Raw genomic sequence first — 22,137 nt, 5'->3', positions numbered from 1 at the left:
GTCAGGCGGTGACGGCGACGGTGGAGCCGGCGCGTTCCTTGCGCACCCGGAGCTGAGCCGGGATCCGGCCGCGCAGTTCGGCGACGTGGCTGACGATGCCGACCGCGCGGCCGCCGTCCCGCAGCCCGTCCAGCACCTCCATCACCTCGTCGAGGGTGTCGGCGTCCAGCGTGCCGAAGCCCTCGTCGACGAACAGGGTGCCGATCTCGGTCCCGGCGGCGCTCTCGGCGGTGACCACGTCGGCCAGCCCGAGCGCGAGCGCCAGCGAGGTGATGAACGACTCGCCGCCCGACAGCGTGGCCGGGTCGCGGGACCGCCCGGTCCAGGCGTCGGCGACGCGCAGGCCCAGGCCGCCGGTGCCGCCCCGGCGGCCGTCGGCGGCGGCCTTGTCGGTGGTGTGCTCCAGTTCGTACCGGCCGGCGGACATGCGGGCCAGCCGCGCGTTGGCGGCGGCGACGACCTGTTCGAGGCGGGCGGCCAGCACGTAGGCCGACAGCCGCATCCGCTCGCGGTTGTCGGCGTGCTGGCCGGTGGCCAGCCGGGAGACCCGCGCGGCCACGGCGTGCCGCCGGGCGGCCGGCCGCCACTCCGCGACGGCGGCGGTCAGCTCGGCGCGCAGCTCGGCGAGCCGCCCGGCGCGGGTGCGGGCGCGGTCCAGGGCGCTGTAGGCCGCGTTGTGCTCCCGCCGCGCCGTCTCGAACGCCGCCTGGAGGGCGTCCAGGTCGGGGGCGGGCCGTGCGGCGGCGTCCAGCAGGGCGGGGTCCTCCAGTTCGGCGCGGACCCCGGCCTCCTCGGCGTCGAAGCGGCGGACCCGCTCCTGCAGGTCGGTGCGCGCCCGGTCGTCGAGCGCGGCCCGCAGCGCCCGGTCGAGGCCGTCGAACCCGGCGTCGGCGGCGGCCCGCTCGGCGGCGGCGCGGGCCTCGGCCAGCGCGTCGGCGGCGGTGGCGGCGTCCCGGGCGGCCTCGACGGCGGCGGCGAGCCGGTCGGCGTCCCGGGTGAGCCGGTCGATGCGGGCCTCCAGGGTGGGGTCCTGGCCGCGGGCCTCGTCCAGGCCCGCCCGCAGCCGCGCCAGCTCCGTCGTGATCTCCTGGTGGCGGGTCCGGGCGCGGGTGAGCTCGGCCCGGACGGCGTCGTGCTGGTCCCGGGCCCGCGCGAGGTCCTCCTCGGCGCGCGCCAGCCGGTGCTCCAGCGCGTCCAGCCGGGCGGCTTCGGCGGTGAGCGCCTCCAGCTCCGCCAGGGCCTCGGCGTGCGCGGCGGCCAGGGCCTCCACCGGCTCCTCGGTGACCTCCAGCAGGGCGTCCAGCTCGGCCCTCAGCTCGGCCACCCGGTTGCCGGCCCGCTGGCGTTCGGCCAGCGCCCGGTCGTAGTCGGCCTGGGCCTGCCGTTCCTGCTCGAGGGTGGGGGCGTCGGCGCGGGCGGCGGCCGGGGCGGGGTGCTCGCGGGAGCCGCAGACCGCGCACGGCTCGCCGGGGGCCAGTTCGGACGCCAGCTCGGCCGCCATGCCGTCGAGCCGGGCCTGCCGGATCTCCTGGACCCGGTCGCGCAGCTCCTGGGCGCGGTCGGTCGCCATGCGGTCGCGTTCCTCCGCGCGGGCGAGCTCGGCGGTGACGGCGTCGCGGCGTTCGGCCGTCTCCACGCGGTGCAGGGCGGCGTCCACGGCGGCCTTGGCGGCGGGCCGTCCGGCGACGCGGACGCGGACCTCGTCCAGCTCGGCGCGGTACCGCTCGACCTGTGCGGGCAGGTCCCGCACACGGTCCGACAGCGCGGTCTCCTCGGCCTGGAGGCGGTCGATGTCCGCGGCCAGGGCCGCCGCCTGCTCGGTGAGCCCGCGTTCGCGGGCGGCCTCGCCGCGGAGCCCGTCCAGCCTGGCGGCGTCGCGGCGGAGATCCTGCTCGGCCTTGTGCAGGACGTCGTCGGGGGCGATGGCGGGCACCAGCGCGCCGACCGCGGCCCTGGCCTCGGCGGCGCGGCGGCGGGCCTGTTCGGCGCGGCGCTCGCGGTCGGCCGCCGCGCGGATCAGCGGCACGACCCGGTCGGCGCGGGCCGCGTCCTCCAGCCGGGCGGCCCATCCGGCCCGTTCCGCGGCGTGCTCGGCGAGGGCGGCGCGGCGGCGCAGCGCCTCGGCGTGGCGGTGCCGCCGCTCGGCCAGCATCCGGCCCTGCTCCAGCGCCTCCCGGGCCCGTTCCAGCCGCCGTTCGCAGTGCGCGGACAGCTCCTCGGCCACCGCGCGCATGTCGGCGAGGTGCCCGGACAGCTCGGCCGCCCACGGCACCAGGGACTCCAGCGGCCCGGCGGGCTCGTCGCCGGGCTCGCCCCGGCGGGGACGCGGCAGGAGCGCGGCGTCCGGCCGGTGCGCGCCGGTGACCTCGGCGATCCGGTCGGCGACGTTCTCGACCCGCCGCCGCAGCCCGTCGGCCTCCTGGCCGGTCTGCACCCGGGTGTCGACCAGCCACTTCTCGACCCGGGCGTAGATCTCGGCGGCGAACAGCCGTTCCAGCACCGCGCGGCGCTCCTCCGCGCCGGCCCGCAGGAACGCCGCGAACTCCCCCTGCGGCAGCAGCACGACCTGGCAGAACTGGTCGGCGTTCATGCCGAGCAGATGCTGCACCAGGTCCGCGGCCTCGTCGATGCGGTTGGTCAGCCCGTTCCAGGCGCCGCGGGAGAACTCCTCGACCAGCACCCGGGACTGCTCGCGCACGGTGCCGGCGCCGCGCAGCTTGGGCCGCTCCCAGGCGGGCGACCGGGTGAACCGGAACCGGCGGCCCCGCAGCGTCGTCTCCAGCACCACCTGCGGGGCGGCGCCCGGGGCGGCGTGGTCGCTGCGCAGCCCGTCGGCCTTGCCGCGCACCCCGGGGACCCGGCCGTACAGGGCGAAGCAGACGGCGTCGAGCACGCTGGTCTTGCCCGCCCCGGTCTGCCCGTGGACGAGGAACAGCCCGGCGTCGGACAACGCGTCGAAGTCGACGGTCTCGGTGCCGGAGAACGGCCCGAACGCGGTGATCTCCAGCCGGTGCAGCCTCATCGCGCGGCTTCCCGGTGCCGGCAGGCCGTGAAGGCCTCCGCCAGCAGGTCCAGCTCGGCGGGGTCGGGGTCGGCGCCGGTGACCTCGGCGAGGAAGTCCCGGGCGATGTCCTGCTCGCGGCGGCCCCGGACGCGTTCCGACCAGGTGCGGTGGGAGGGGCCGGCGCCGTCGGGTTCGAACGACAGCACCAGGGTGTGCGGGAAGCGGGCGCGCAGGCGTTCCATGGCGTTCTGCGGGCGCTGGGGGTCGGTCAGGGTGATCTGCAGCCAGCGGTCCTCGTGGTCGGCCAGGGCCGGGTCGGCCAGCAGGTCCTCCAGCCGCCCCCGCAGCCGGCCCAGGCGGCGCGGGACGGGCGCGTCGACGAACTCGGCGGTCAGCCGGTCGCCGTCCAGGTCCACCAGCCAGCAGCCCTTGCGGTGGCGTTCCTCGGAGAACGAGTAGGCCAGCGGCGATCCCGAGTAGCGGATCCGGTCGGTGATGCGCTGACGGCCGTGCAGGTGCCCCAGGGCCGCGTAGTCCACGCCCTCGAAGACGGAGGCGGGCACGTGGGAGGTGCCGCCGACCGAGATGTCGCGTTCGCTGTCGCTGGGCTCGCCGCCGGTGACGAACGCGTGCGCCAGCACCACGCAGGGCGCGCCGCGTTCGGCCCGGTCGGCGTCGATGCGGCGCATCGCCTCGGTCAGCGCCGCGGTGTGGCTGCGCTCGGTCAGGCCCCAGGGCTCGCGGACCAGTTCGGGCTCCAGGTACGGGATCGGGTAGACGGCCACGTCCCCGACCATCACGGGGGTGCCCACGGTGCGGAAGTCGGTGCGGACGTGGACCCCGGCGGCGTCCATCAGGCCGACCCCGAAGCCCAGGCGGTGGACCGAGTCGTGGTTGCCGGAGATCAGCACCACGCGGGTCCGCTCGGCCAGCCGCCGCAGCGCCTCCCCGCAGAGCCTGACCGCGTCCACCGGCGGCAGCGCCCGGTCGTAGACGTCCCCGGACACCAGCACGCAGTCGACCCGTTCCGCGCGCACCGTCTCGACCAGGTGGTCGACGAACCGCGCCTGGGCGTCGAGCATGTCCGTGCGGTGGAACGAACGCCCCAGGTGCCAGTCGGAGGTGTGCAGAAATCGCATGTCCCCGCAAACCCTAGAGGCCCGGCCGTCCCGCGGACCCCAGAAACGCCGACGAACCCCCGACGTTCACCCATGCCGGACCGACCATGATCGGCCCGGCGCTATCGTCGGGAACGTGAACGACCGCCCCTATGTCCTGCTGAGCTGCGCGATGTCGGTGGACGGCTACATCGACGACGCGAGCCCCGAACGGCTGCGGCTGTCCAGTCCCGCGGACTTCGACCGCGTGGACGGCGTCCGCGCCGCCTGCGACGCCATCCTGGTCGGCGCGGGCACCGTCCGGGCGGACGATCCCAAGCTGCTGATCAAGTCCCCCGCCCGGCAGGACCGCCGGGCCGCCCGGGGGCTGCCCCGCCAGCTCACCAAGGTCACCGTCACCTCCACCGGCGACCTGGACCCGGGTTCGAGGTTCTTCACCGCCGGCGACTCCCCCAAGCTCGTCTACGCCGCCTCCCGCGCGGTGCCCGCCCTCAAGGAACGCCTCGCCGGCGCGGGCGAGGTCATCGACGCCGGCGACCCCCTGGACCTGCGCCGCATGCTGGCCGACCTGGCGGGCCGGGGGGTCCGCCGCCTGATGGTCGAGGGCGGCGGCGGCGTTCACACCCACTTCCTGACCGAGGGCCTGGCCGACGAGCTCCACCTCGTGGTGGCCCCGTTCTTCGTCGGCGACCCCGCCGCCCCCCGCTTCGTCCACCCCGGCGTCTTCCCCCAGAGCCCCGCCCATCCCATGCGCCTGGCCGAGGTCACCCGCATCGGCGACCTGGTGCTCATGCGCTACCTCATCAAGCCCCGCCACTGACCGCCCGAGGGGGCCGTCATGACCGCCATCGTGAGCAGCGACCAGGACGAACGCGACCGTCACTGGCTGGCGCTCGCCTGTGACCTGGCCCGGCTGTGCCCGCCGTCGGACACCGCGTTCTCGGTCGGCGCGGTGATCGTCGGACCGGACGGCACCGAACTCGCCCGCGGGTACTCGCGCGAGACCGACCCCAAGGTGCACGCCGAGGAGTCCGCACTCGCCAAGCTTCTTGGCGTTCCGCTGACCGGCGTTCCGGAAATCGGCGGGCCGGGTCCGGCGACCAGGGGCGGCTCGGAGCCGGTGACCGGGAGCACGCAGGACCCGAGGACCGGGCACGGGCCGGTGACCGGGACCGCGCAGGACTCAAGGACTGGGCATGGGCCGGTGGCCGAGGGCGCGCAGGGCTCGGGGGTCGGGCACGGGTCGGAGCCGGGGCGCGCGGAGGCGGTGTTGCGGGCGTTGGGGGCGCTGGGGCTGGGCGGGGCCACGATCTACAGCTCGCTGGAGCCGTGCGGGCGGCGGTTGTCGCGGCCGTGGCCGTGTGCGCGGCTGATCGCGGCGGCGGGGATCCGGCGGGTGGTGTACGCCTGGCAGGAGCCGTCGCTGTTCGTGGAGGGCGACGGCGAGGAGATCCTGCGGGCGGCCGGGGCCGAGGTGGCGCGGATCGGGGCGCTGGCGGACCGGGCACGGGAGCCGAACGCCCATCTGCTGGGCTGAGACTCCGGTCTCGACCTCCGTCCGACCAATAGTGGGACCGCTATGGACAGCGGCGCGGGGGTCCGTGAATCCTGTGACCAAGCAAGCATTCGGTCAGGGTTCAGGAGGGCGCGGCATGCACGAGCACGACCGGCTGTTCATCGGCGGCGAGTGGACGGCCCCCGCCGGCACCGGTGTCATCGAGGTGATCTCGCCGCACACCGAGGAGGTCATCGGCCGGGTCCCCGAGGGCACCGAGGCCGACATCGACCGCGCGGTGGCCGCCGCCCGGCGGGCGTTCGACCACGGGCCCTGGCCGCGGATGACGCCGGCCGAGCGGGCGGAGATCCTGGGGCGGCTGTCGGCGATCTACGCCGAGCGGCAGCAGCAGATCGCCGACCTGGTCACCGCCGAGATGGGGTCGCCGATCCTGTTCTCGGTGTTCGGGCAGGCCGCCATCCCCCAGCAGGTCCTGCAGTACTACGTGGACCTGGCCTCCTCCTACACCTGGGAGGAGGAGCGGCCGGGGATGCTCGGGCCGGTCACCGTCACCCGGGAACCGGTCGGCGTGGTGGCGGCGATCGTGCCGTGGAACGTCCCGCAGTTCACCCTGATGCTCAAGCTGGCCCCCGCGCTGATCGCCGGGTGCACGGTGGTGGCCAAGCCCTCCCCCGAGACCCCCCTGGACACCTATCTGCTGGCCGAGTGGATGATCGAGGCCGGGATCCCCGAGGGCGTGGTCAGCTTCGTGCCCGCCGGGCGCGAGGTCGGCGCGTACCTGGTGGCGCACCCGGACGTGGACAAGGTCTCGTTCACCGGGTCCACCGCCGCCGGGCGCCGGATCGGGGCGGTGTGCGGCGAGCGGCTCAAGCGCTGCACCCTGGAGCTGGGCGGCAAGTCGGCGGCGATCCTGCTGGAGGACGCCGACCTGGCGGCCACCATGGAGGGCCTGAAGATGGCCTCGCTGATGAACAACGGCGAGGCGTGCGCCGCGCAGACCCGCATCCTGGCCCCGCGCAGCCGCTACGACGAGGTCGCCGACGCGCTGGCCTCGATGGTCGGCTCGCTGACGGTCGGCGACCCGGCCGACTACTCCACCGAGATCGGCCCGCTGGTGGCGCGCCGCCAGCAGGAACGGGTCGAGGGCTACATCCGGATCGGCCAAGAGGAGGGCGCCAAGCTGGTCACCGGCGGGCTGTCGCGGCCCCGCGACAAGGGCTGGTACGTGGCGCCGACCGTGTTCGCCGACGTGGACAACTCGATGCGGATCGCCCGGGAGGAGATCTTCGGGCCGGTGCTGGCGCTGATCCCCTACGAGGACGAGGCCGACGCGATCCGGATCGCCAACGACAGCGACTACGGCCTCGGCGGGTCGGTGTGGACCGCCGACGTCGAGCACGGCGTGCAGGTGGCCCGGCGGATCCGCACCGGAAGCTGCGGCGTCAACATGTACGTGCTGGACCCCAACACCCCGTTCGGCGGGTTCAAGAACAGCGGGATCGGCCGTGAGCTCGGTCCCGAGGGGCTGGCCCCGTACCTGGAGCACAAGTCCATCCCGCGCCCGGCCTGAGCGGGGCGCTCAGCCCGCGGCGACGACGGTCCAGCCGTGCCGCCGGTAGGTGGCGGCGATGTCCGGCGGGGGCTCGTCGGTGACCGCCAGGCGCAGGCCCGGGAGCGGTGCCGGGCCCGCGTCCAGGGCGCGCAGTGCGGCCGGGGTGGTCACCGCGATGGTGGCGCGGTGCCGTTCGGCGGCGGCCAGCAGCGCCGGTCCGCCGGCGCCGCACGCCGCCACGAACGTCGCGCCGTGCGCCAGCGCCAGGTCGATCAGCCCGGCCCAGGTCTCGGCGGTGCGTCCCAGCTCCGCGGCGGCCACCAGCACGTCGGTCCCGGCGACGCCCAGCGTCCCGGACCGGCGCGTCAGGCGGGCCAGCCGGTCGGCGTGGGTGAAGCACCCGTCCGGGGTGCACAGCGACCACTCGGACGCGACGCGCACCGGCGGGCCCTCCACGCCGCACGGACCCGGCGGGGCGGCCAGGTCGGCGCACGACGTCGCCCCCGCCACCTCGCCGAACGCGAAGACCTGCCGGACGTAGGAGCGTTCGGTGGCGGCCAGCGCCGGACCGGCCAGGGCGGCGCAGGTGAACAGGAACCACACCTGGTGCTCGACCAGCCGGACGGCCAGCTCGTCCTCGCCGGCCTCGGGCGGCAGCAGCACCGGCACCGCTCCGGCGGCGGCGACCGCGTGCACCGCGACCGCCAGATCGCAGGCGTCGTCCAAGTGGAGCGCGCCGAAGTCGCCGGGCCGTACGCCGCGCCGGACCAGCCCCCTGGCCAGGGCGGGGACCTGCGCGGCCAGTTCGCCGTAGGTCAGGGTGCGGGCGCCGTCGACGACCGCGGGCTTGGCCGGGGCCTGACGGGCCTGCCGCCGCGCCTCCTCGAACACCGCCGTGGCGGGCGTCGTCCAGGGCGCCGCGTCCCGGGCGTCCGCCGGGCGCCACTGGAACGATCCACATGCCCCGCCGAGAACCATGGGCCGACCCTACGGAGGCGACGGCCGCTCACGCATCCACAGAAATGTGTAGCTCCATGTGCAGATCCGGCGGGCCGGGCGGCGTCGCGCGCTCCGGGTGCGGCTGCCTCCTCCCCTCCTAGGCGGCAGACGCTCACGGCCGGAGCGCGCGACGCTTGGCCCGGTCCCTCCGCGGCGCGAACGCGCCCGGGGTGGTGCGCCGCATGCGGCTCCGGCCCGTCGTGGCGGGCTGGAGCGGCGGCGCGCCGATCCGGACAGCGTGGACCGGCCGCCGTCCCGTCACCGCGGTGGCGGTGGCCGGGATCCGCACGGCCGGCACGCCGAGGATCGTGCCGTCACACGGTACGTCCCCTTCCCCTTCCGCACATGCACCGAGCTATGCATGTCGGGTGTGTAGAAACGCCGTGCGCCGCGTGACGGGATGCGTACACATCCCGGGGCTCAGCGGCCAGCGGCGAGGTTGTCCACTGCCCAGGCGGCGATCTGCGCCCGCGAGCCGAATCCCAGCTTGGTGAGGATGTTGGTGACGTGCCGGGCGACCGTGGCGGGGCTGATCACCAGCTCGGCGGCGATCCCGCGGTTGCTCAGGCCGCGTGCGACCATCCGGGCGATCTCCAGTTCCCGGGGCGTCAGCATGCCCGGCGGGGTCACCGGGGCGGCGGGGGCGGGCGGCGGGCCCGCCGGGGCGGCGTCCGGCGCGGCCAGCGCGCAGGCCACCGCCTCCTCGGCGGACATGGCCAGGCCCTCGCCCCACAGCTGCGCGACCGCCTGCCGTCCCAGCCGCCGGCGGGCCTGCTCCACGACCCCCTCCAGCCGCGCCGCCGCGCCGCCGTCCGACCGCGGCGGAACGCCGATCACCTCGCGCAGCGCGGTGGCGGCCGCGGCCACCAGCACCGCCGTGCGCTCGTCGCCCTCCCGCATCCGCAGTTCGGCGCACGACTCCAGGCCGCGGGCGACGGTGATGCGCAGCCCGACCGCCATGCCCAGCCGCAGGCTCTCGGCCAGCATCCGGCGGGCGGCCTCCAGGTCGCCCTGTCCCAGCGCGCACCGCGCCAGGCCGAGCAGGCAGCGGATGATCGCCGGCCGGGCGTCGATCTCCCGCAGCGGGCGCAGCGCCTCCTCGAAGCGGCGGCGCGCCCCGCCCAGGTCGCCGCGCGACCAGGCCAGCCTGCCCAGCATCGTCTGGCCGAGCGCGACCCCCCACAGATGGTCCAGCTCGCGCATGATCCGCACGCCCGCCCGCGCCGGGCCCTCGGCCTCCCGCAGCAGGCCCCGGCGGCGCAGCGCGGCGGACCTGGCGTACAGCACCAGCGCCTCGTTCCACCGGTCGCCGGCGGCCCGCGCCACCGCCAGCGCCTCGTCCAGCAGGTCCAGCGCCCGCCGTTCGTCGCCCCGCCGCAGCGCGACCTGCCCCAGCACGCTGAGCCCGGCCGACAGCATCGGGCCGCCGCCGAAGGCGCGGCAGCGCTCCACCCCGTCCCGTGCCCATTCCTCGGCGCGGTCGTACTCGCGCAGGTCGAACGCCACCAGGGAGCGCATCACCAGAGCGCCCCCCACCAGGCCGGGCGAGGCCTCGTCGGCGCGCTCCAGGAACCGCTCGATCCACCGGACGGCCTCGGCGTAGTGGCCGCACGACCCCCAGTACAGCCGGGCCGCCAGGCACAGCCGCAGGCCCTCGTCGATGTCGCCGCGCTCGCGGCACCAGGCCAGCGCGGCGCCCAGGTTGTGCTGCTCGGCGTCGTACCGCTGGAACACCGCGACCCGCTGCCGCCAGGAGGCCGGGCGCGCCCCCACCCCGATCTCGGCGTCGTGCTCCAGCGCCGCCAGCACCGCGGCCCGGTGCCGGTCCCGCAGCTCGCCCTCCTCACCGGCCTCGGCCAGCCGCTGCGCGGCGTACTCGCGGATGCTGTCCAGCAGCCGGAACCGGCTCTCCCCGGCCACCTCCCGGTCCATCACCACCAGCGACTTGTCGACCAGCGCGGTCAGCAGGTCCAAGATGCCCTCCGGCGGCAGCAGCCCGTCGGCGCACACCCGTTCGGCCTGGTCCAGCGTCCAGCCGCGGAACACCGACAGCCGGCGCAGCAGGATCCGCTCCGGGTCCGACAGCAGCTCGTGGCTCCAGTCGATCGCGCCGCGCAGCGTGCGCTGCCGCGGCGGGGCGGTCCGGTCGCCCGCGGTCAGCAGCCGGAACCGGTCGGCCAGCCGGTCGGCGATCTGCTCCAGCGACAGCACCCGCACCCGGGCGGCGGCCAGTTCCAGCGCCAGCGGCACCCCGTCCAGGGCCCGGCACACCCGCACCAGCGCGGCGGTGTTGCCCTCGGTCAGCGCGAAGTCGGGGCGGGCCGCGGTGGCGCGGGCCAGGAACAGCCGGACCGCCTCGTGCCGGCCCGGATCGGGCTCGCCGGCGGACGGCACCGACAACGGCGGCACCCGCCACACGTTCTCCCCCGGCACCCGCAGCGGCTCGCGGCTGGTGGCCAGGATCCGCAGCCGCTCGCACCGGGTCAGCAGCGTCCGGCACAGTTCGGCGCACTCCTCCACCAGGTGCTCGCAGTTGTCCAGCACCACCAGCGCCCGGCGCGGGCGCAGCGCGGCGGCCAGCGTGTCCAGCGGCGCCCGGCCGTGCTCGCCGGCGATCCCGCAGGCGGCGGCGACCCGGCGGGCCACCGTGTCCGGGTCGGATCCGTCGGCGGTCACGTCGGCCAGCTCCACCAGCCACACCCCGTCCGGGTGCTCGTCGGCCAGCGCCCGCGCCACCTGGAGCGCGAGCCGGGTCTTGCCGATGCCGCCGGGGCCGCACAGCGTCACCGCGCGGGTCTGCGACAGCAGCCGGGACACGTCGGCGCGGTCGCGTTCGCGGCCGATGAACGGGGTGGGCTCGGCGGGCAGGCGGTGCCGCCCGGAGACGGCGTCGGTGGTGACGGTCTGCGGTGTCATGTGCCCTGGTCCGGGGTGGTGATCTTGGTGGCTGGCCCGACATCCGAAGTTGTTTTCGGGAGTCTTGCACCCCCGGCCGCACCCCGTCCTGTTTTCCAGACGGAAAGTATCTGTTCCTGGCAGGCGGGGTGCCGCGCGGCGGTCCGGCGTCCCCGGAAGCGGCGGTACGGTAGTGCGCCGTGCCCTCCCTGTCGCAGACCCCCGAGTCGCTGGACGACGTGCTCGTCGGCGAGGCCGTGCTGGGCGTCTACCGGCAGATGTTCGCCGCCCTGGCGCGCGACGCCGGGGCCGTGGTGGACGACCCGGAGCTGGTGGACATCGCCGAGACGCTGCTGTCGGCGTTCGCCGAGGCGGGCGAGGACGGGCTGAGCCGCGAGCAGATGCGGTACGTGTGCCGCCGCTACCCGGCCGAGGCGTTCGAGAACCGGCTGCGGGTGCTCAAGGGGCTCGGCGCGATCCGCGAGGTGTTCCCCAAGCCCAACCAGCTCCGCTACCGGGCCTCGTTCACCAGCGTGGTCGGGCTGATGTTCGTGCGGCGGATGATGCTGGACGGCGGCCAGTCGGAGATGCACCGGCTGCTGGCGCTGGAGCAGTTGAACGTCGCCGACCCGCGGATGACCGCCGGGCAGGCGCGGGCGGGCGCCGAGGGGCTGGCGCGGGCGTTCCGGCTGTGGAGCGTGGAGCTGCTGACGCTGGCCAGCGGCACCATCGAGGAGCTGCGCGAGCAGGCGCCCAAGCTGTGGGGCACCGCCGAGACCATCGAACGGGCCGAACGGCTGCACGGCGCGATCCTGCGCCGCTGGCCCGAACTGGACCGCGCCTGCACCGAGCTGCGCGCCGCCATCCACGCCTACGGCGACGCGTCCCGGCGGGCCGCCGCGCGGCTGACCGACTCGGCGGGCACCACCCGCAACCTGACGCTGCTGCCGCCGGAGACGTGGCGGACGTTCGCCCGGACGGCGTCGCGGGAGGAGCTGGCGGCGGTGCTGGACGGGTTCGTGTTCGACGCGCCCGCGCCCTGGCACGACCCGGCGGCGATCGTGACGGCGGTGGAGGAGGGGCCGCGCAGCACCCCGCCGCGTCCCGCGCCGCCCCGTCCGTCGATCCCGGATCCGGGGCTGGCCGGTCGCCCGCCCGCCGCCCGTTCCGACGACGACCGGCTGGTCATGGTCGCCGAGCAGGTGCTGCGCGGCCGGGACCGGGTGGAGCTGCGGGAGGTGCTGGACCGGGACTGGCCCGCGGCGCGGCGGCTGCTGGCGGACCTGTCGTCGGCGCATCTGCGGCCGGACCTGCCGTACCGGCTGGTGTGGTCGGACGGCCTGCGGCCCCGGCCTGGCGCGTCCCCGTCGTGGCTGTCGGACGGCGTGTTCGAGCGCACCGGGGAGGCCGGCCGGTGACGGACCTGGATCCGCAGGTGCTGGCGCGGGCCCGGGCCAGGATCACGGGTCCGGTGGCGGCGCCGGCGAGCGAGCCGGTGCCCGCCGGGCTGACCCGTGTCGGTGACCGCGAACGGGTGTGGGCGCTGCCGTCCTGGCCGGACGGGGCGACCCCGGCGGTGCTGGAGGAGTACCAGACCGCCGCGATGCCGCTGGACCGGCCCGGCCAGGCCCGCCGGGTGCTGGCGGCGGCGCTGCGCTGCTGCTGGCGGCGGCTGGACGACTCCCCGTGGCCGGGCGACGCCGCCCCTCTGGCCGACGTGCTGGAGGTGTACGTGGCCACCACCCGCGGCGACGCCGAGCTCAAGCGCCGCTGGGCGGTCGGCGACCTGCGCCGGCTGGCCGACACCGGCTGGCTGCTGCTGGACGAGGAGGCCGGCACCGTCCGCCCCGGCCCGCGCACCGCGCTGTGGGCGGAGGAGTCGCTGGCCCCGCTGCGGGCCCTGCTCCGCCGGATGCCCCCGCCACCCGTCGAGGAGGTGCGTTCCGCCGGGGAGGGCGGTTCCTCCGAAGCCTCCGCGTCCTCGGCGGAGGCGGGGTGAGCGAGCTGTTCGAGCCGCTGTTGCGGCCGTACGACGAGAAGCGCCGGGCCGAGCTGGTCGCGGCGTACATGGCGGTGGAGCACGCCGCCGAGCCGGTGCCGGAGGTGCGGTTCCCCGCGCTGCGGGAGCCCGCGCTGCGGCGGACCCTGGAGCGGATGCTGGAGCTGTCGGGCCGGACGCTGATCAAGACCTCGCCGGCGCGGTGGATCTCCGGTTACGCCGACCGGGTGCGGGAGGCGCTGGCCGCCGACCCGGCGTGCGTCCCGCCGGTCTCCGACCGGGCGGTGCTGGCGCTGGTGCTGATCCACTCGGTGGCGATCCCGCGGGCCGAGGGCCTGCTGACCGACGACTCGTGGCTGTCGCCGTACCCGGCGCCGCTGGAGGAGCTGCGGCGCCGTTCCCAGCTGACGATCTCCGAGCTGGAGGGGGCGCTGCGGCGGCTGCGGGCGGCGGGACTGGTCGCGCACGTCAAGGCCGGGGCGGACGAGGCGTCGGGCGGGTACGTGCCCGGCCCGCAGTTCCACCGGCTGACCGAGGCGGCGCGGCGGCGGTTGCAGGAACAGCTGATTCTGGCCGCCGGGCCGGACTCGCCGCTGGCGGCGGCGATCCGGGCGCGGCGGCGCGGCATGCGGAAGGAACGGGCGTGACGGTCACGGGGGAGGTCACGGGGACGCTGTCCCTGCCGGGCGGGGACACCGAGAACGTGGTGGGCGACCGCGCGCTGATCGCGGTGCAGGCGATCAACATCTCGCGGCTGTCGACCCATCCGGTGCCGACCGTTCCGGGCACGCTGATCGTGGTGGCCGGGCAGGGCCCCAAGGACTCCAACGGGGCGGGCAAGTCCTCGTTCATCGCGGCGATCACCGCCCTGCTGGGCGACGAGCAGTGGCGGTTCGCGTCGGGCGCGCGGGCGGTGGCGGAGCTGCTGTTCAACGCCGAGCTGGCGGCGCAGGGCGAGAGCCGGTGGGCCAGCGCCGACCACGGCTACATCATCGGCGTCTTCGCCGGAGACACGGCAGGCCCAGAGGGACCGGCCCCCTTGACGGAACACGCCGGAGGGTCGGCGGGCTCGGCGGAGCACGCCGTCGGCGGGCTGGACGACGCGGTGACGGTGTGGCTGCGGGTGAACGTGGACGCGCCGCATCTGGAGATCCGCTGGCGGCACGGCGTTCACCTGGCGACGGCGCCGTCGGAGGCCGAGCGGGTGGCGCTGGCCGACCGGCTGTGGGCCCAGCTGCCGCGTTCGGCGGGGCGCCGCGACTTCGTGGCCAAGGACCTGGGCCGGGTGCTGTACGGCGGGCAGGTGCGCTGCGTGTCGTTCCTGTCGACCTCGGTGCGCAGCAAGGTCGCCACCAACCTGCTGTCGCAGCCGCTGAACGAGATCCCGCCGGAACGGATCTTCGGCGCGATCGCCGCGCTCACCGGGCTGGACCGGGAGCTGGAGGCCGAACGCAAGTCCCGCGCCGACGAGCACCGCGAGCGCGCCAAGGCCGCCGAGGCGCGCGAGCGGCTGGCCGAGTGGGAGGCCGAGGCCGAGGCGCTGCTCAGGACGTTCGACCGCCGCGACGCCGCCCGCCGGGAGGTGGAGGCGGCGCTGCGGCACTGGCGGACCCGGCAGGCCCGGCTGCTGGTGGACGCCGCCCAGGCCGACGCCTCCTGCGAGCGCGAGCTGGAACGGCTGCGCGCCGAGTCCGCCGAGCTGGCCGAGGCGATCCGGGCGGTGGACCGCGAGATCGAGGAGCTGACCAGCGGGGAGCTGGACGAGCGGCTGGCCGCCGCGTCCGCCGAGCTGGCCGAGCTGCGCGGCCGGGCCGACCGGATCGGCGAGGACAAGGCGGTGCTGCGGGACCGGCTGGAGGAGCTGCGCCGCCAGGTGTCGGCGCTGGAGGACCGGCGGCGCGAGGCCGACGACCGGGACGAGGACGCCGCGGTCAAGGAGCTGGCCGAGGCCGAGGCCCGCCGCGACGAGGCCCAGCAGCGGCTCGGGATGGCCAAGGGCCGGCTCGCCCAGGCCGAACGGGACCTGGCCGCCGCCGAGGCGGGCGAGAGCAGCGCCCCCGCGCAGATCCGGGCGCTGGCCGCGGCGGAGATCGCGGCGGTGGGGCTGCTGGACGTGATCGACCTGGCCCCGCGGGCCCGGGAGCGCTGGGAGAAGGCGCTGTGGCCGTACCGGGAGGCGGTGGTGGTCGCCGCATCGGACGTGCCCGCGGCCGTCGAGGCGCTGCGCGCCCTGCCCGGGTCGATGATCGTTCCGGCGGAGGGGCCGCTGACCGGCGAGGCGGCGGCGGACGGCCTGCCCGAGGGGGTCGGCTGCCGGGCGGCGCTGGGGACGTTCTTCGCGGCGCTGTCCGGCGAGGACGCGACCGGGGTCGTGGTGGTGGGCGGCTTCCCCGAGCCGGTGACCGGGCGGGTGGCGCGCGTGCAGGCGGCGCGGGCGGCGCTGGAGGAGGCCCGGGAGGCGGTCGAGACCGCCCGGCAGCAGGCCGCCGACGCCTCCGCCGAGGTCGCGCTGGCCGGGCGGCGGCTGGCCGGGGCGCGCGCCGCCACCGAGCTGGCCGAGGTCATGGAGACCATGGCCGAACTGCGGGAACGACTGGAGGCGCTGGCGTCGGGCGAGGCCAGGCTGGGTCCCCGGCTGGGCGCCGCCGAGCAGACCGTTCGGCGGCTGCAGGCCAAGGCCGACACCCGCGCGCTGGAGATCGACCGGCTGCGCGGCCGCCGCGAGGCCCACGAACGCACCCGCGACAAGACCCGCGAGCAGGCCGCCGAGCTGGCCGACCGGCGGGTGGCGCTCGGGCTGGAGGACCTGCAGCGGCAGTGGGGCGGTTCGATCGAGTCCGCCGAGGAGTGGCTGCTGGCGCTCGGCCAGGACGAGCGGACCTGGACGCCGGACGAGTGGTGGCACACCGCCGAGAAGCATCTCAGCGAGGCGCTGCGGCGGGTGTTCCCGGACGGCGTGAGCGACGAGGACATGCCGGAGGAGATCCGGTTCCTGCTGCGCGAACGGGCCGAGGGCGAGGGCCGCCGCACCGAACGCGAGCAGTCCACGTTCCCCCGGCTGGCCAAGGCGCTGGAGAGCTACCTGCGGCAGCAGGAGGACTACGAGCGGCACCAGCGGCGGCAGATCGAGGTGCAGCTGTCGGCCCGCCGGATCGACATGGAGAAGGCGCAGACCGGCGCGGAGGAGGCGGCGGACGCGGCGGCGGCGCACCGGGCCGCGCTGACCGCCGCGATCCGGGCGCGGCTGCAGCGGGTCGCCGAGGAGTTCGAGAAGCTGGACCTGGCCTACGGCGGATACGGGGCGACGCTGGAGTTCCCCACCCCCGAGCCGCCCGCCGACCCCGAGCAGGAGTGGCGCTGGCGGGTCGTGCCCAAGTGGCGGCGGTCCGAGGGCCAGCGGTACGTGCCGTACAACCGGCGCGCCAACACCGCCCTGATGGACGAGAAGGCGGTCAAGCTGGTGTGCGCGGCGGCGCTGGCCAGCTCGGGCGGCGGCCGGCTGGTCCTGGTGCTGGACGAGCTGGGCCGCAACCTGGGCAAGGAGCACCGCAAGGAGGCGGTGGCGCTGTTCCGCCGGATCGGCGAGACCCACGGCATCACGGTGATCGGCGCGCTGCAGGACGACATGGAGCCGTACGCCATCGACGCCTGCGGCCAGTACGTCAAGCTGCGCCGCTCGTCGGACGCCATGCCGTACAACGAACCCCCGGTCGTCGTCGGCTACGACGAGCACGAGGCCCGCGTCCGCCTGCTCGCCGAACACGTGAGCGCCACCCGCCCCAGCGTCACCGCCTGAACGCGCCCCGCCTCGCTCCACCGTCCGAACGCGGACCCGGGTCCATCCCGTCAGCCGAACGCGACCCCGCCCCGTGGCGCCGCCTGGACGAATCCTGTTCCGCCCCGCCGTCCGAACGCGGACCCGCCCCCGCGTCGCGGCCTGGACGCGAACCGGTTCCGCTCCGGTGGCGTCACAAAAGCGGCGTTTCCGGTGATGTGAAGGGACGGATCCGTGGCGGCGTGGGAGGTCTCCGGGTTCCGGGAGGTCCGGGAGCTCGGCAGCGGCGGGCAGGGCCGGGTGGTGCTGGCCGTGCACGAGGAGTCGGGCGCTCCGGTGGCGATCAAGTACCTGCCCGCGCAGGCCGGCGAGGAGGACCGCGACCGGTTCCGGCACGAGGCGCGGATGCTCGGCCGGGTCGGCAGCCCGCACGTGGCGCGCCTGTACCGGCTGGTCGAGAGCGAGCGCGGCACCGCGATCGTCATGGAGGCGGTGAACGGCGCCTCGCTCAAGGAGGTCCTGTCCCATCACGGGAGGCTGGAGCCGGAGGCGGCGCTGACCGTGCTCAAGGGTTCGCTGCTCGGGCTGGCCGCCGCCCACGCGGTCGGGGTGGTCCACCGGGACTACAAGCCCGCGAACGTGATCGTCCCGGCGGACGGGCGCAGCAAGCTCATCGACTTCGGCATCGCCACGCCCGCGGGCACCGCCTCGGGCGCCGGGACGCCCTACTACATGGCCCCCGAGCAGTGGCGGAACGAGCCCGCCTCCCCCGCCACCGACGTGTACGCGGCGACGTGCGTGTTCTACGAATGCATCGCCGGCCGCCGCCCCTACCCGGCCGCCGACCGCATGGCGCTGATGGCGCAGCACGCCACCGCCCCCGTCCCGGTCGACGACGTTCCCGAACCGCTGCGTCCGCTGGTGGTGCGGGGCATGGCCAAGAACGCGGCCGAACGTCCCCCGGGAGCCGCCGCGTTCGTCGACGAGCTGGAACAGGCCGCCCGCGCCGCCTACGGCGCGGACTGGGAGGACCGCGGCGTACGAACCCTCGCCGCCACGGCCGTCACCCTGGCCGCCCTGTTCCCGCTGGTCGCGGCCGGGTTGGCCGCCCCGGCCGGAGCGGGCCTGGTCGGCGCCGCCACCGGAGCCGGAGCCGCGGCCGGTGCGGGAGGGGCGACCGGAGCGGGAGCCGCGGGCACCGCCGCCGGGGTGGGAGGCGTCGCCGGGGCCGGAGGAGCGGGCACCGCCGGAGCAGGGGGCGCCGGTACGGGGCTGCTGGCGGGGACGGGCGCGAAGGTGGCCACGGCGCTCGCGGTGACCGCCGCCGTGGCCGCCGGAGGCGTCGTCTACACCGTCCAGAACGACGACCCCCCGGCCGCGCCGCCGGTGGTGAACGTCGCCGCGACGACCCGGACGCATTCGGCGAACCTGCCGGACATCAACCTGGTCGTGCAGGGCGCCGAGTACGCGGTCGTCAGCGGCCTGCCCGACCGGGCGGCGCAGCAGCGCATCAACCAGGCCCTGCGAGCCCCGGTCGACCAGGCCGTCGCCGACTACCGCGCCCACTGGCAGGAGGTCCGCCCCGACCTTGCCGCCGGCGGCGGTCCGGTGGGCCCTCCCATGCGGCTGAACATCAAGGTCTCCTACGGCCAGCGCGGCCCCCGCCTGCTGTCGGTCCGCTACATGATCGAGAATCCGGTGTACGCGGGCGGCGGGATCTCCCCGAGGGTCAAGTCCGTCAACGTCGACCTGACCCGCGGCCGGATCCTCACCCCGGCCGACATCTTCACCCCGGCCGCCCTCGCCGACGACGCGGCCCTCCTCTCCCGCCGTGTCCCCCCGCCCCCGCCGCTCGGCGACGGCCAGGTGGACTGCCCGTTCACGCCGATCTCCGGCCTGCGCCTGATCGGCGGCGTCGCCGCGACCGGCCCCATGTTCGCCTCCGACCGCCTGGTCTTCACGTTCCGCCAGCGCGAGCAGTGCGCCGGCGACCGCACCCGCGAGATCCCCTACCCCCAGCTCGCCGACCTGCTGAAACCCGAAGTCCTCCGCCTGGCCCAGGGCCGCTGACCACCCCCACTCCACGACCGAGCCCCGGACGCGAACCGACCAGGCAACACCCCGACCACCAGCCGCCCGGACGGACAACCGGGCATGACGTCCGCGACCCGGCACCGGTCGCTCAGGCGGGCGATCGGTCGGGGCGGTGGCCCTGTGCCGGGCGAGTGGATGGTCAAGGCGGCGGTGGGCCGGCGGCCGTCCGGACGGGCGGGCGACGGGGTGGCGAGTCGGTGCCCTGGGCGGCGGCGGGCGGGTGGTCAGGGTGGCGGGGGCTTGGTGTCGGTCTCCTCGGTGAGTTCGCGGGCGGCGGTACGGCCGGCGGCGATGGTCTCCAGCTCGTGGGCGAGCTGTTCGAGTTCGGCGCCTCCGGCCATCAGGGAGATCAGCTGGTCGCGGGTGATCTGATCCTTGGTGTGGTGGCCGATGCTGCGGCCGCGGTTGAGGATCAGGAAGCGGTCGCCGACCGGGTAGGCGTGGTGCGGGTTGTGGGTGATGAAGACGACGCCGAGGCCCTGTTCGCGGGCCTGGACGATGTAGCGCAGCACCACCCCGGCCTGCTTGACGCCGAGGGCGGCGGTCGGCTCGTCCAGCACCAGGACCTTGGCGCCGAAGTGCACGGCGCGGGCGATGGCCACGCACTGGCGTTCGCCGCCGGACAGGGTGCCGACGGGCTGGTCCACGTCGCGCAGGTCGATGCCCATGCGGGCCAGCTCCGCCTTGGTGGTGCGGCGCATGTACTCCACGTCGAGACGGCCGAAGCCGCGGCGCTTCTCCGAGCCGAGGAAGAAGTTGCGCCACACCGGCATCAGCGGGACGACCGCCAGGTCCTGGTAGACGGTGGCGATCCCCCGGTCGAGGGCCTCGCGCGGGGAGTCGAACGCCACCTGGCGCCCCTCGACCTCGTAGCTGCCGGCGTCGTGCCGGTGCAGACCGGCGATGATCTTGATCAGGGTGGACTTGCCGGCCCCGTTGTCGCCCAGCACGCAGGTCACCCGGCCGGCGTCGACCCGCAGGTCCACGTCGCGCAGCGCGATGACGTTGCCGTAGTTCTTGCCGACGCCGGTGAGCCTCACCAGCGGGGTGTCCGCGCTCATCTCGACAGCTCCGCCCGTCGCCGCACGACCAGGTTGACCACGGTGGCCAGCAGCAGCATCGCCCCCAGGAAGAACTTGAACCAGTCGGGATCCCACTCGGCGTACACGATCCCCTTGTTGGTCATCCCGAAGATGAACGCCCCGATCGCGGCGCCGATCGCCGAGCCGTACCCGCCGGTGAGCAGGCAGCCGCCGATCACCGCGCAGATGATGTAGGAGAACTCGTTGCCCACGCCCTCCCCGGACTGCACCGTCCCGTAGGCGAACAGCAGGTGCATCCCGGAGAACCAGGCGGTGAAGGCCACCCCCATGAACAGGGCGATCCTCACCCGGTCGACCGGCACGCCGACCGCGCGGGCCGCCTGCGGGTTCCCGCCGCAGGCGAAGATCCAGTTGCCGGCGCGGGTGCGCAGCAGGATCCAGGTGGCGACCGCGGTGAACAGCAGCCACCACAGCACCGTCACGTTCACCTGCACGCCGCCGACGTCGAGGTCGGCGGCGAACACCGCCCGCGCCGAGGCGAACCCGTCCATGTCGCGAATGGAGTCGGTGGCGACGTTGCCGGTGACCAGTTTGGTGACGCCGAGGTTGGCGCCCGCCAGCATGAAGAACGTGGCGAGGGTGACGATGAAGCTCGGCAGCCGGGTGCGGACGTACAGCACACCGTTCAGCAGGCCCAGGCCCAGCGTCAGCGCCAGCGAGATCGCCACCCCGGCCCACACGTTCAGGGTGAGCTGGTAGCTGAGCATCGCCGACAGCAGCGCCGCGGTGGTGACCATCACCCCGGCCGACAGGTCGAACTCGCCGCCGATCATCAGCAGCGCCACCGACACCGCCATGATCCCGAACGTGCTGCTGGCGTACAGCACCGTGGACAGCGACGCGGCCTGCAGGAACGAGTCGGCGACCAGGGCGAAGAACACGAACAGCGCGGCCGCGCCGAGCAGCGCCCCGACCTCCGGGCGGCCGGCCAGCCGCCGCAGCGGCGAGCGCCCGGCCAGGCGCTCGTCCGCCGCGACGTCCAGCACGGCCTGGCTCACCGGGTCCCCCGGTCGGCGAACGGGGCGACAGTGTCGGCGTTGTCCTTGGTGACGATCGCCGGTCCGGTCAGCACGGGCCGGCCGCCGCCGATGACGTTGCCGTTGGTCTTCAGCAGCCACAGCTCGTCCACCGCCAGGTAGCCCTGGAGGTACGGCTGCTGGTCGACGGCGAACCAGATGGACCCGTTCCGGATGGAGGCGATCAGGTCCTTGTTGAGGTCGAAGGTGCCGACCTTGGCGGAGCTTCCGGTCTGCTCGACCGAGTCGACGGCGGTGGCGGCGAACGGGGCGCCGAGGGTCAGGATCCCGTCGATGCCCGGGTCGCTCTGCAGCTTGGCGGTGATGGAGGACTTGACCTGCGGCATGTTGGTGCCCTGCACGTACAGGTTCTCCATCCGGCCGCCGAAGGTCTTCTCGGCGCCGGCGCAGCGGGCCTCGTGACCCACGTTGCCCTGCTCGTGGATCACGCAGACGGCCTTGGTGGCGCCGATCTTCTCCAGCTGCTCCCCGGCGGCCTCCCCGGCGATGGTCTCGTCCTGCCCGAAGTGGGCGACGGCGCCGAGCGCGGCCGACCTGTCGGCCCCGGAGTTGATCGACACCACCGGGATGTTCGCCGCCCTGGCCCGGGCCAGCACGTCCTTGAGGGCGTCCGGCTTGGCCAGGGTGACGATGATGCCGTCCACCTTCTGGTCGATGGCGGTCTGCACCAGCTGGGCCTGCTTGCCGCCGTCCGGGTCGGCCGAGTAGAGGAACTCGACGTTGTCCTTGGCGGCGGCGGCCTTGGCCCCCTTCTGCACGATGTCCCAGAACGTGTCGCCCGGCCCGGAGTGGGTGATCATCGCGATCTTCAGCCGCGGTCCGGCGCCGCCCGCCTCGGCGTCCTGCTCGGCCTTCTTTCCGCCCGAGCCGCTGCATCCGCCGAGCGCCAGTGCCATCGCCGCCGCCGCGGCGGCGGCGCGGGGGACGACGCCTGCCATGCGCTTCATCGGCCTCTCCGTTCTGTCGGGGTGGGAACACGTCGCGATCACAAATAATGGCCCTGCCCCCGGCGCCTCTGCTCACGCCGGGTCCGGGCTTGCGCACC

Annotated in this window: 15 protein-coding genes; 8 read left to right on the top strand and 7 right to left on the bottom strand. The window is 75.5% G+C overall.

What is annotated here, in order from left to right; genetic code table 11:
* Position 1: 1 nt before the first annotated feature.
* Together HNR21_RS17925 and HNR21_RS17920 are read right to left on the bottom strand one after the other, a co-directional pair.
* On the bottom strand, positions 2 to 3,022 hold the full coding sequence (locus HNR21_RS17925; protein ID WP_182706086.1) for an AAA family ATPase: 3,021 nt from the start codon (positions 3,020 to 3,022) through the stop codon (positions 2 to 4).
* Complete coding sequence (locus HNR21_RS17920) at positions 3,019 to 4,143, bottom strand: exonuclease SbcCD subunit D (RefSeq protein ID WP_182706085.1); 1,125 nt, start codon at positions 4,141 to 4,143, stop codon at positions 3,019 to 3,021. Before HNR21_RS17920 ends, HNR21_RS17925 begins: the two co-directional genes overlap by 4 nt.
* 115 nt (positions 4,144 to 4,258) lie before the next feature.
* Between HNR21_RS17920 and HNR21_RS17915 the strand changes: the two genes are divergently transcribed.
* From HNR21_RS17915 to HNR21_RS17900, 3 genes are all read left to right on the top strand, one after another.
* On the top strand, positions 4,259 to 4,942 hold the full coding sequence (locus HNR21_RS17915) for a RibD family protein (RefSeq protein ID WP_182706084.1): 684 nt from the start codon (positions 4,259 to 4,261) through the stop codon (positions 4,940 to 4,942).
* A gap of 18 nt (positions 4,943 to 4,960) precedes the next feature.
* Complete coding sequence (locus HNR21_RS36645) at positions 4,961 to 5,659, top strand: cytidine/deoxycytidylate deaminase family protein (RefSeq protein ID WP_376766593.1); 699 nt, start codon at positions 4,961 to 4,963, stop codon at positions 5,657 to 5,659.
* Between the two features lie 115 nt (positions 5,660 to 5,774).
* Entirely contained in the window at positions 5,775 to 7,208 is a 1,434-nt protein-coding gene (locus tag HNR21_RS17900; RefSeq protein ID WP_119731095.1) for an aldehyde dehydrogenase, read from the top strand.
* 9 nt (positions 7,209 to 7,217) lie between these two features.
* On the opposite strand, the gene HNR21_RS17895 is transcribed toward HNR21_RS17900, so the two are convergent.
* Together HNR21_RS17895 and HNR21_RS17890 are read right to left on the bottom strand one after the other, a co-directional pair.
* On the bottom strand, positions 7,218 to 8,168 hold the full coding sequence (locus tag HNR21_RS17895) for an AMP-binding protein (RefSeq protein ID WP_119731096.1): 951 nt from the start codon (positions 8,166 to 8,168) through the stop codon (positions 7,218 to 7,220).
* Between the two features lie 441 nt (positions 8,169 to 8,609).
* Positions 8,610 to 11,105, bottom strand: a complete 2,496-nt coding sequence (locus HNR21_RS17890) for an ATP-binding protein (protein ID WP_182706083.1) — start codon at positions 11,103 to 11,105, stop codon at positions 8,610 to 8,612.
* A 179-nt stretch (positions 11,106 to 11,284) separates the two neighbouring features.
* On the opposite strand from HNR21_RS17890, the gene HNR21_RS17885 reads away from it, so the two are divergent.
* The 5 genes from HNR21_RS17885 to HNR21_RS34725 all read left to right on the top strand — a co-directional run bounded on the left by HNR21_RS17885 (position 11,285) and on the right by HNR21_RS34725 (position 18,928).
* Positions 11,285 to 12,502, top strand: coding sequence for a hypothetical protein (locus HNR21_RS17885; RefSeq protein ID WP_182706082.1), 1,218 nt, complete (start codon positions 11,285 to 11,287; stop codon positions 12,500 to 12,502).
* On the top strand, positions 12,499 to 13,083 hold the full coding sequence (locus HNR21_RS17880) for a hypothetical protein (protein ID WP_312881081.1): 585 nt from the start codon (positions 12,499 to 12,501) through the stop codon (positions 13,081 to 13,083). Before HNR21_RS17885 ends, HNR21_RS17880 begins: the two co-directional genes overlap by 4 nt.
* Complete coding sequence (locus tag HNR21_RS17875; protein ID WP_119731100.1) at positions 13,080 to 13,730, top strand: hypothetical protein; 651 nt, start codon at positions 13,080 to 13,082, stop codon at positions 13,728 to 13,730. Before HNR21_RS17880 ends, HNR21_RS17875 begins: the two co-directional genes overlap by 4 nt.
* On the top strand, positions 13,727 to 16,879 hold the full coding sequence (locus HNR21_RS17870; protein ID WP_312881080.1) for a coiled-coil domain-containing protein: 3,153 nt from the start codon (positions 13,727 to 13,729) through the stop codon (positions 16,877 to 16,879). The genes HNR21_RS17875 and HNR21_RS17870 overlap by 4 nt, the downstream gene beginning before the upstream one ends.
* A gap of 213 nt (positions 16,880 to 17,092) precedes the next feature.
* Complete coding sequence (locus HNR21_RS34725; protein WP_220500200.1) at positions 17,093 to 18,928, top strand: serine/threonine-protein kinase; 1,836 nt, start codon at positions 17,093 to 17,095, stop codon at positions 18,926 to 18,928.
* A gap of 248 nt (positions 18,929 to 19,176) precedes the next feature.
* On the opposite strand, the gene HNR21_RS17860 is transcribed toward HNR21_RS34725, so the two are convergent.
* The 3 genes from HNR21_RS17860 to HNR21_RS17850 are packed head-to-tail and all read right to left on the bottom strand — an operon-like array spanning position 19,177 to position 22,039.
* A complete protein-coding gene (locus HNR21_RS17860; protein WP_182706081.1) occupies positions 19,177 to 20,013 on the bottom strand; it encodes an ATP-binding cassette domain-containing protein in 837 nt (278 codons plus the stop codon).
* Complete coding sequence (locus HNR21_RS17855; protein WP_182706080.1) at positions 20,010 to 21,053, bottom strand: ABC transporter permease; 1,044 nt, start codon at positions 21,051 to 21,053, stop codon at positions 20,010 to 20,012. Before HNR21_RS17855 ends, HNR21_RS17860 begins: the two co-directional genes overlap by 4 nt.
* A complete protein-coding gene (locus tag HNR21_RS17850) occupies positions 21,050 to 22,039 on the bottom strand; it encodes a sugar ABC transporter substrate-binding protein (RefSeq protein ID WP_182706079.1) in 990 nt (329 codons plus the stop codon). Before HNR21_RS17850 ends, HNR21_RS17855 begins: the two co-directional genes overlap by 4 nt.
* Positions 22,040 to 22,137 lie beyond the last annotated feature (98 nt).

It is taken from the genome of Thermomonospora cellulosilytica (genome assembly GCF_014138835.1).
GTDB classification, from domain to species: Bacteria; Actinomycetota; Actinomycetes; order Streptosporangiales; family Streptosporangiaceae; genus Thermomonospora; species Thermomonospora amylolytica.
Note: the sequence above shows the minus strand (reverse complement) of the source record. Positions and strands in the feature narration are given on the sequence as shown.

Coding starts and splice junctions, on each gene's coding strand:
- HNR21_RS17895 (WP_119731096.1), bottom strand. CDS start 8,168: ATGGTTCTCGGCGGGGCATGTGGATCGTTCCAGTGGCGCCCGGCGGAC.
- HNR21_RS17850 (WP_182706079.1), bottom strand. CDS start 22,039: ATGAAGCGCATGGCAGGCGTCGTCCCCCGCGCCGCCGCCGCGGCGGCG.
- HNR21_RS17860 (WP_182706081.1), bottom strand. CDS start 20,013: ATGAGCGCGGACACCCCGCTGGTGAGGCTCACCGGCGTCGGCAAGAAC.
- HNR21_RS17900 (WP_119731095.1), top strand. CDS start 5,775: ATGCACGAGCACGACCGGCTGTTCATCGGCGGCGAGTGGACGGCCCCC.
- HNR21_RS36645 (WP_376766593.1), top strand. CDS start 4,961: ATGACCGCCATCGTGAGCAGCGACCAGGACGAACGCGACCGTCACTGG.
- HNR21_RS17890 (WP_182706083.1), bottom strand. CDS start 11,105: ATGACACCGCAGACCGTCACCACCGACGCCGTCTCCGGGCGGCACCGC.
- HNR21_RS17925 (WP_182706086.1), bottom strand. CDS start 3,022: ATGAGGCTGCACCGGCTGGAGATCACCGCGTTCGGGCCGTTCTCCGGC.
- HNR21_RS17920 (WP_182706085.1), bottom strand. CDS start 4,143: ATGCGATTTCTGCACACCTCCGACTGGCACCTGGGGCGTTCGTTCCAC.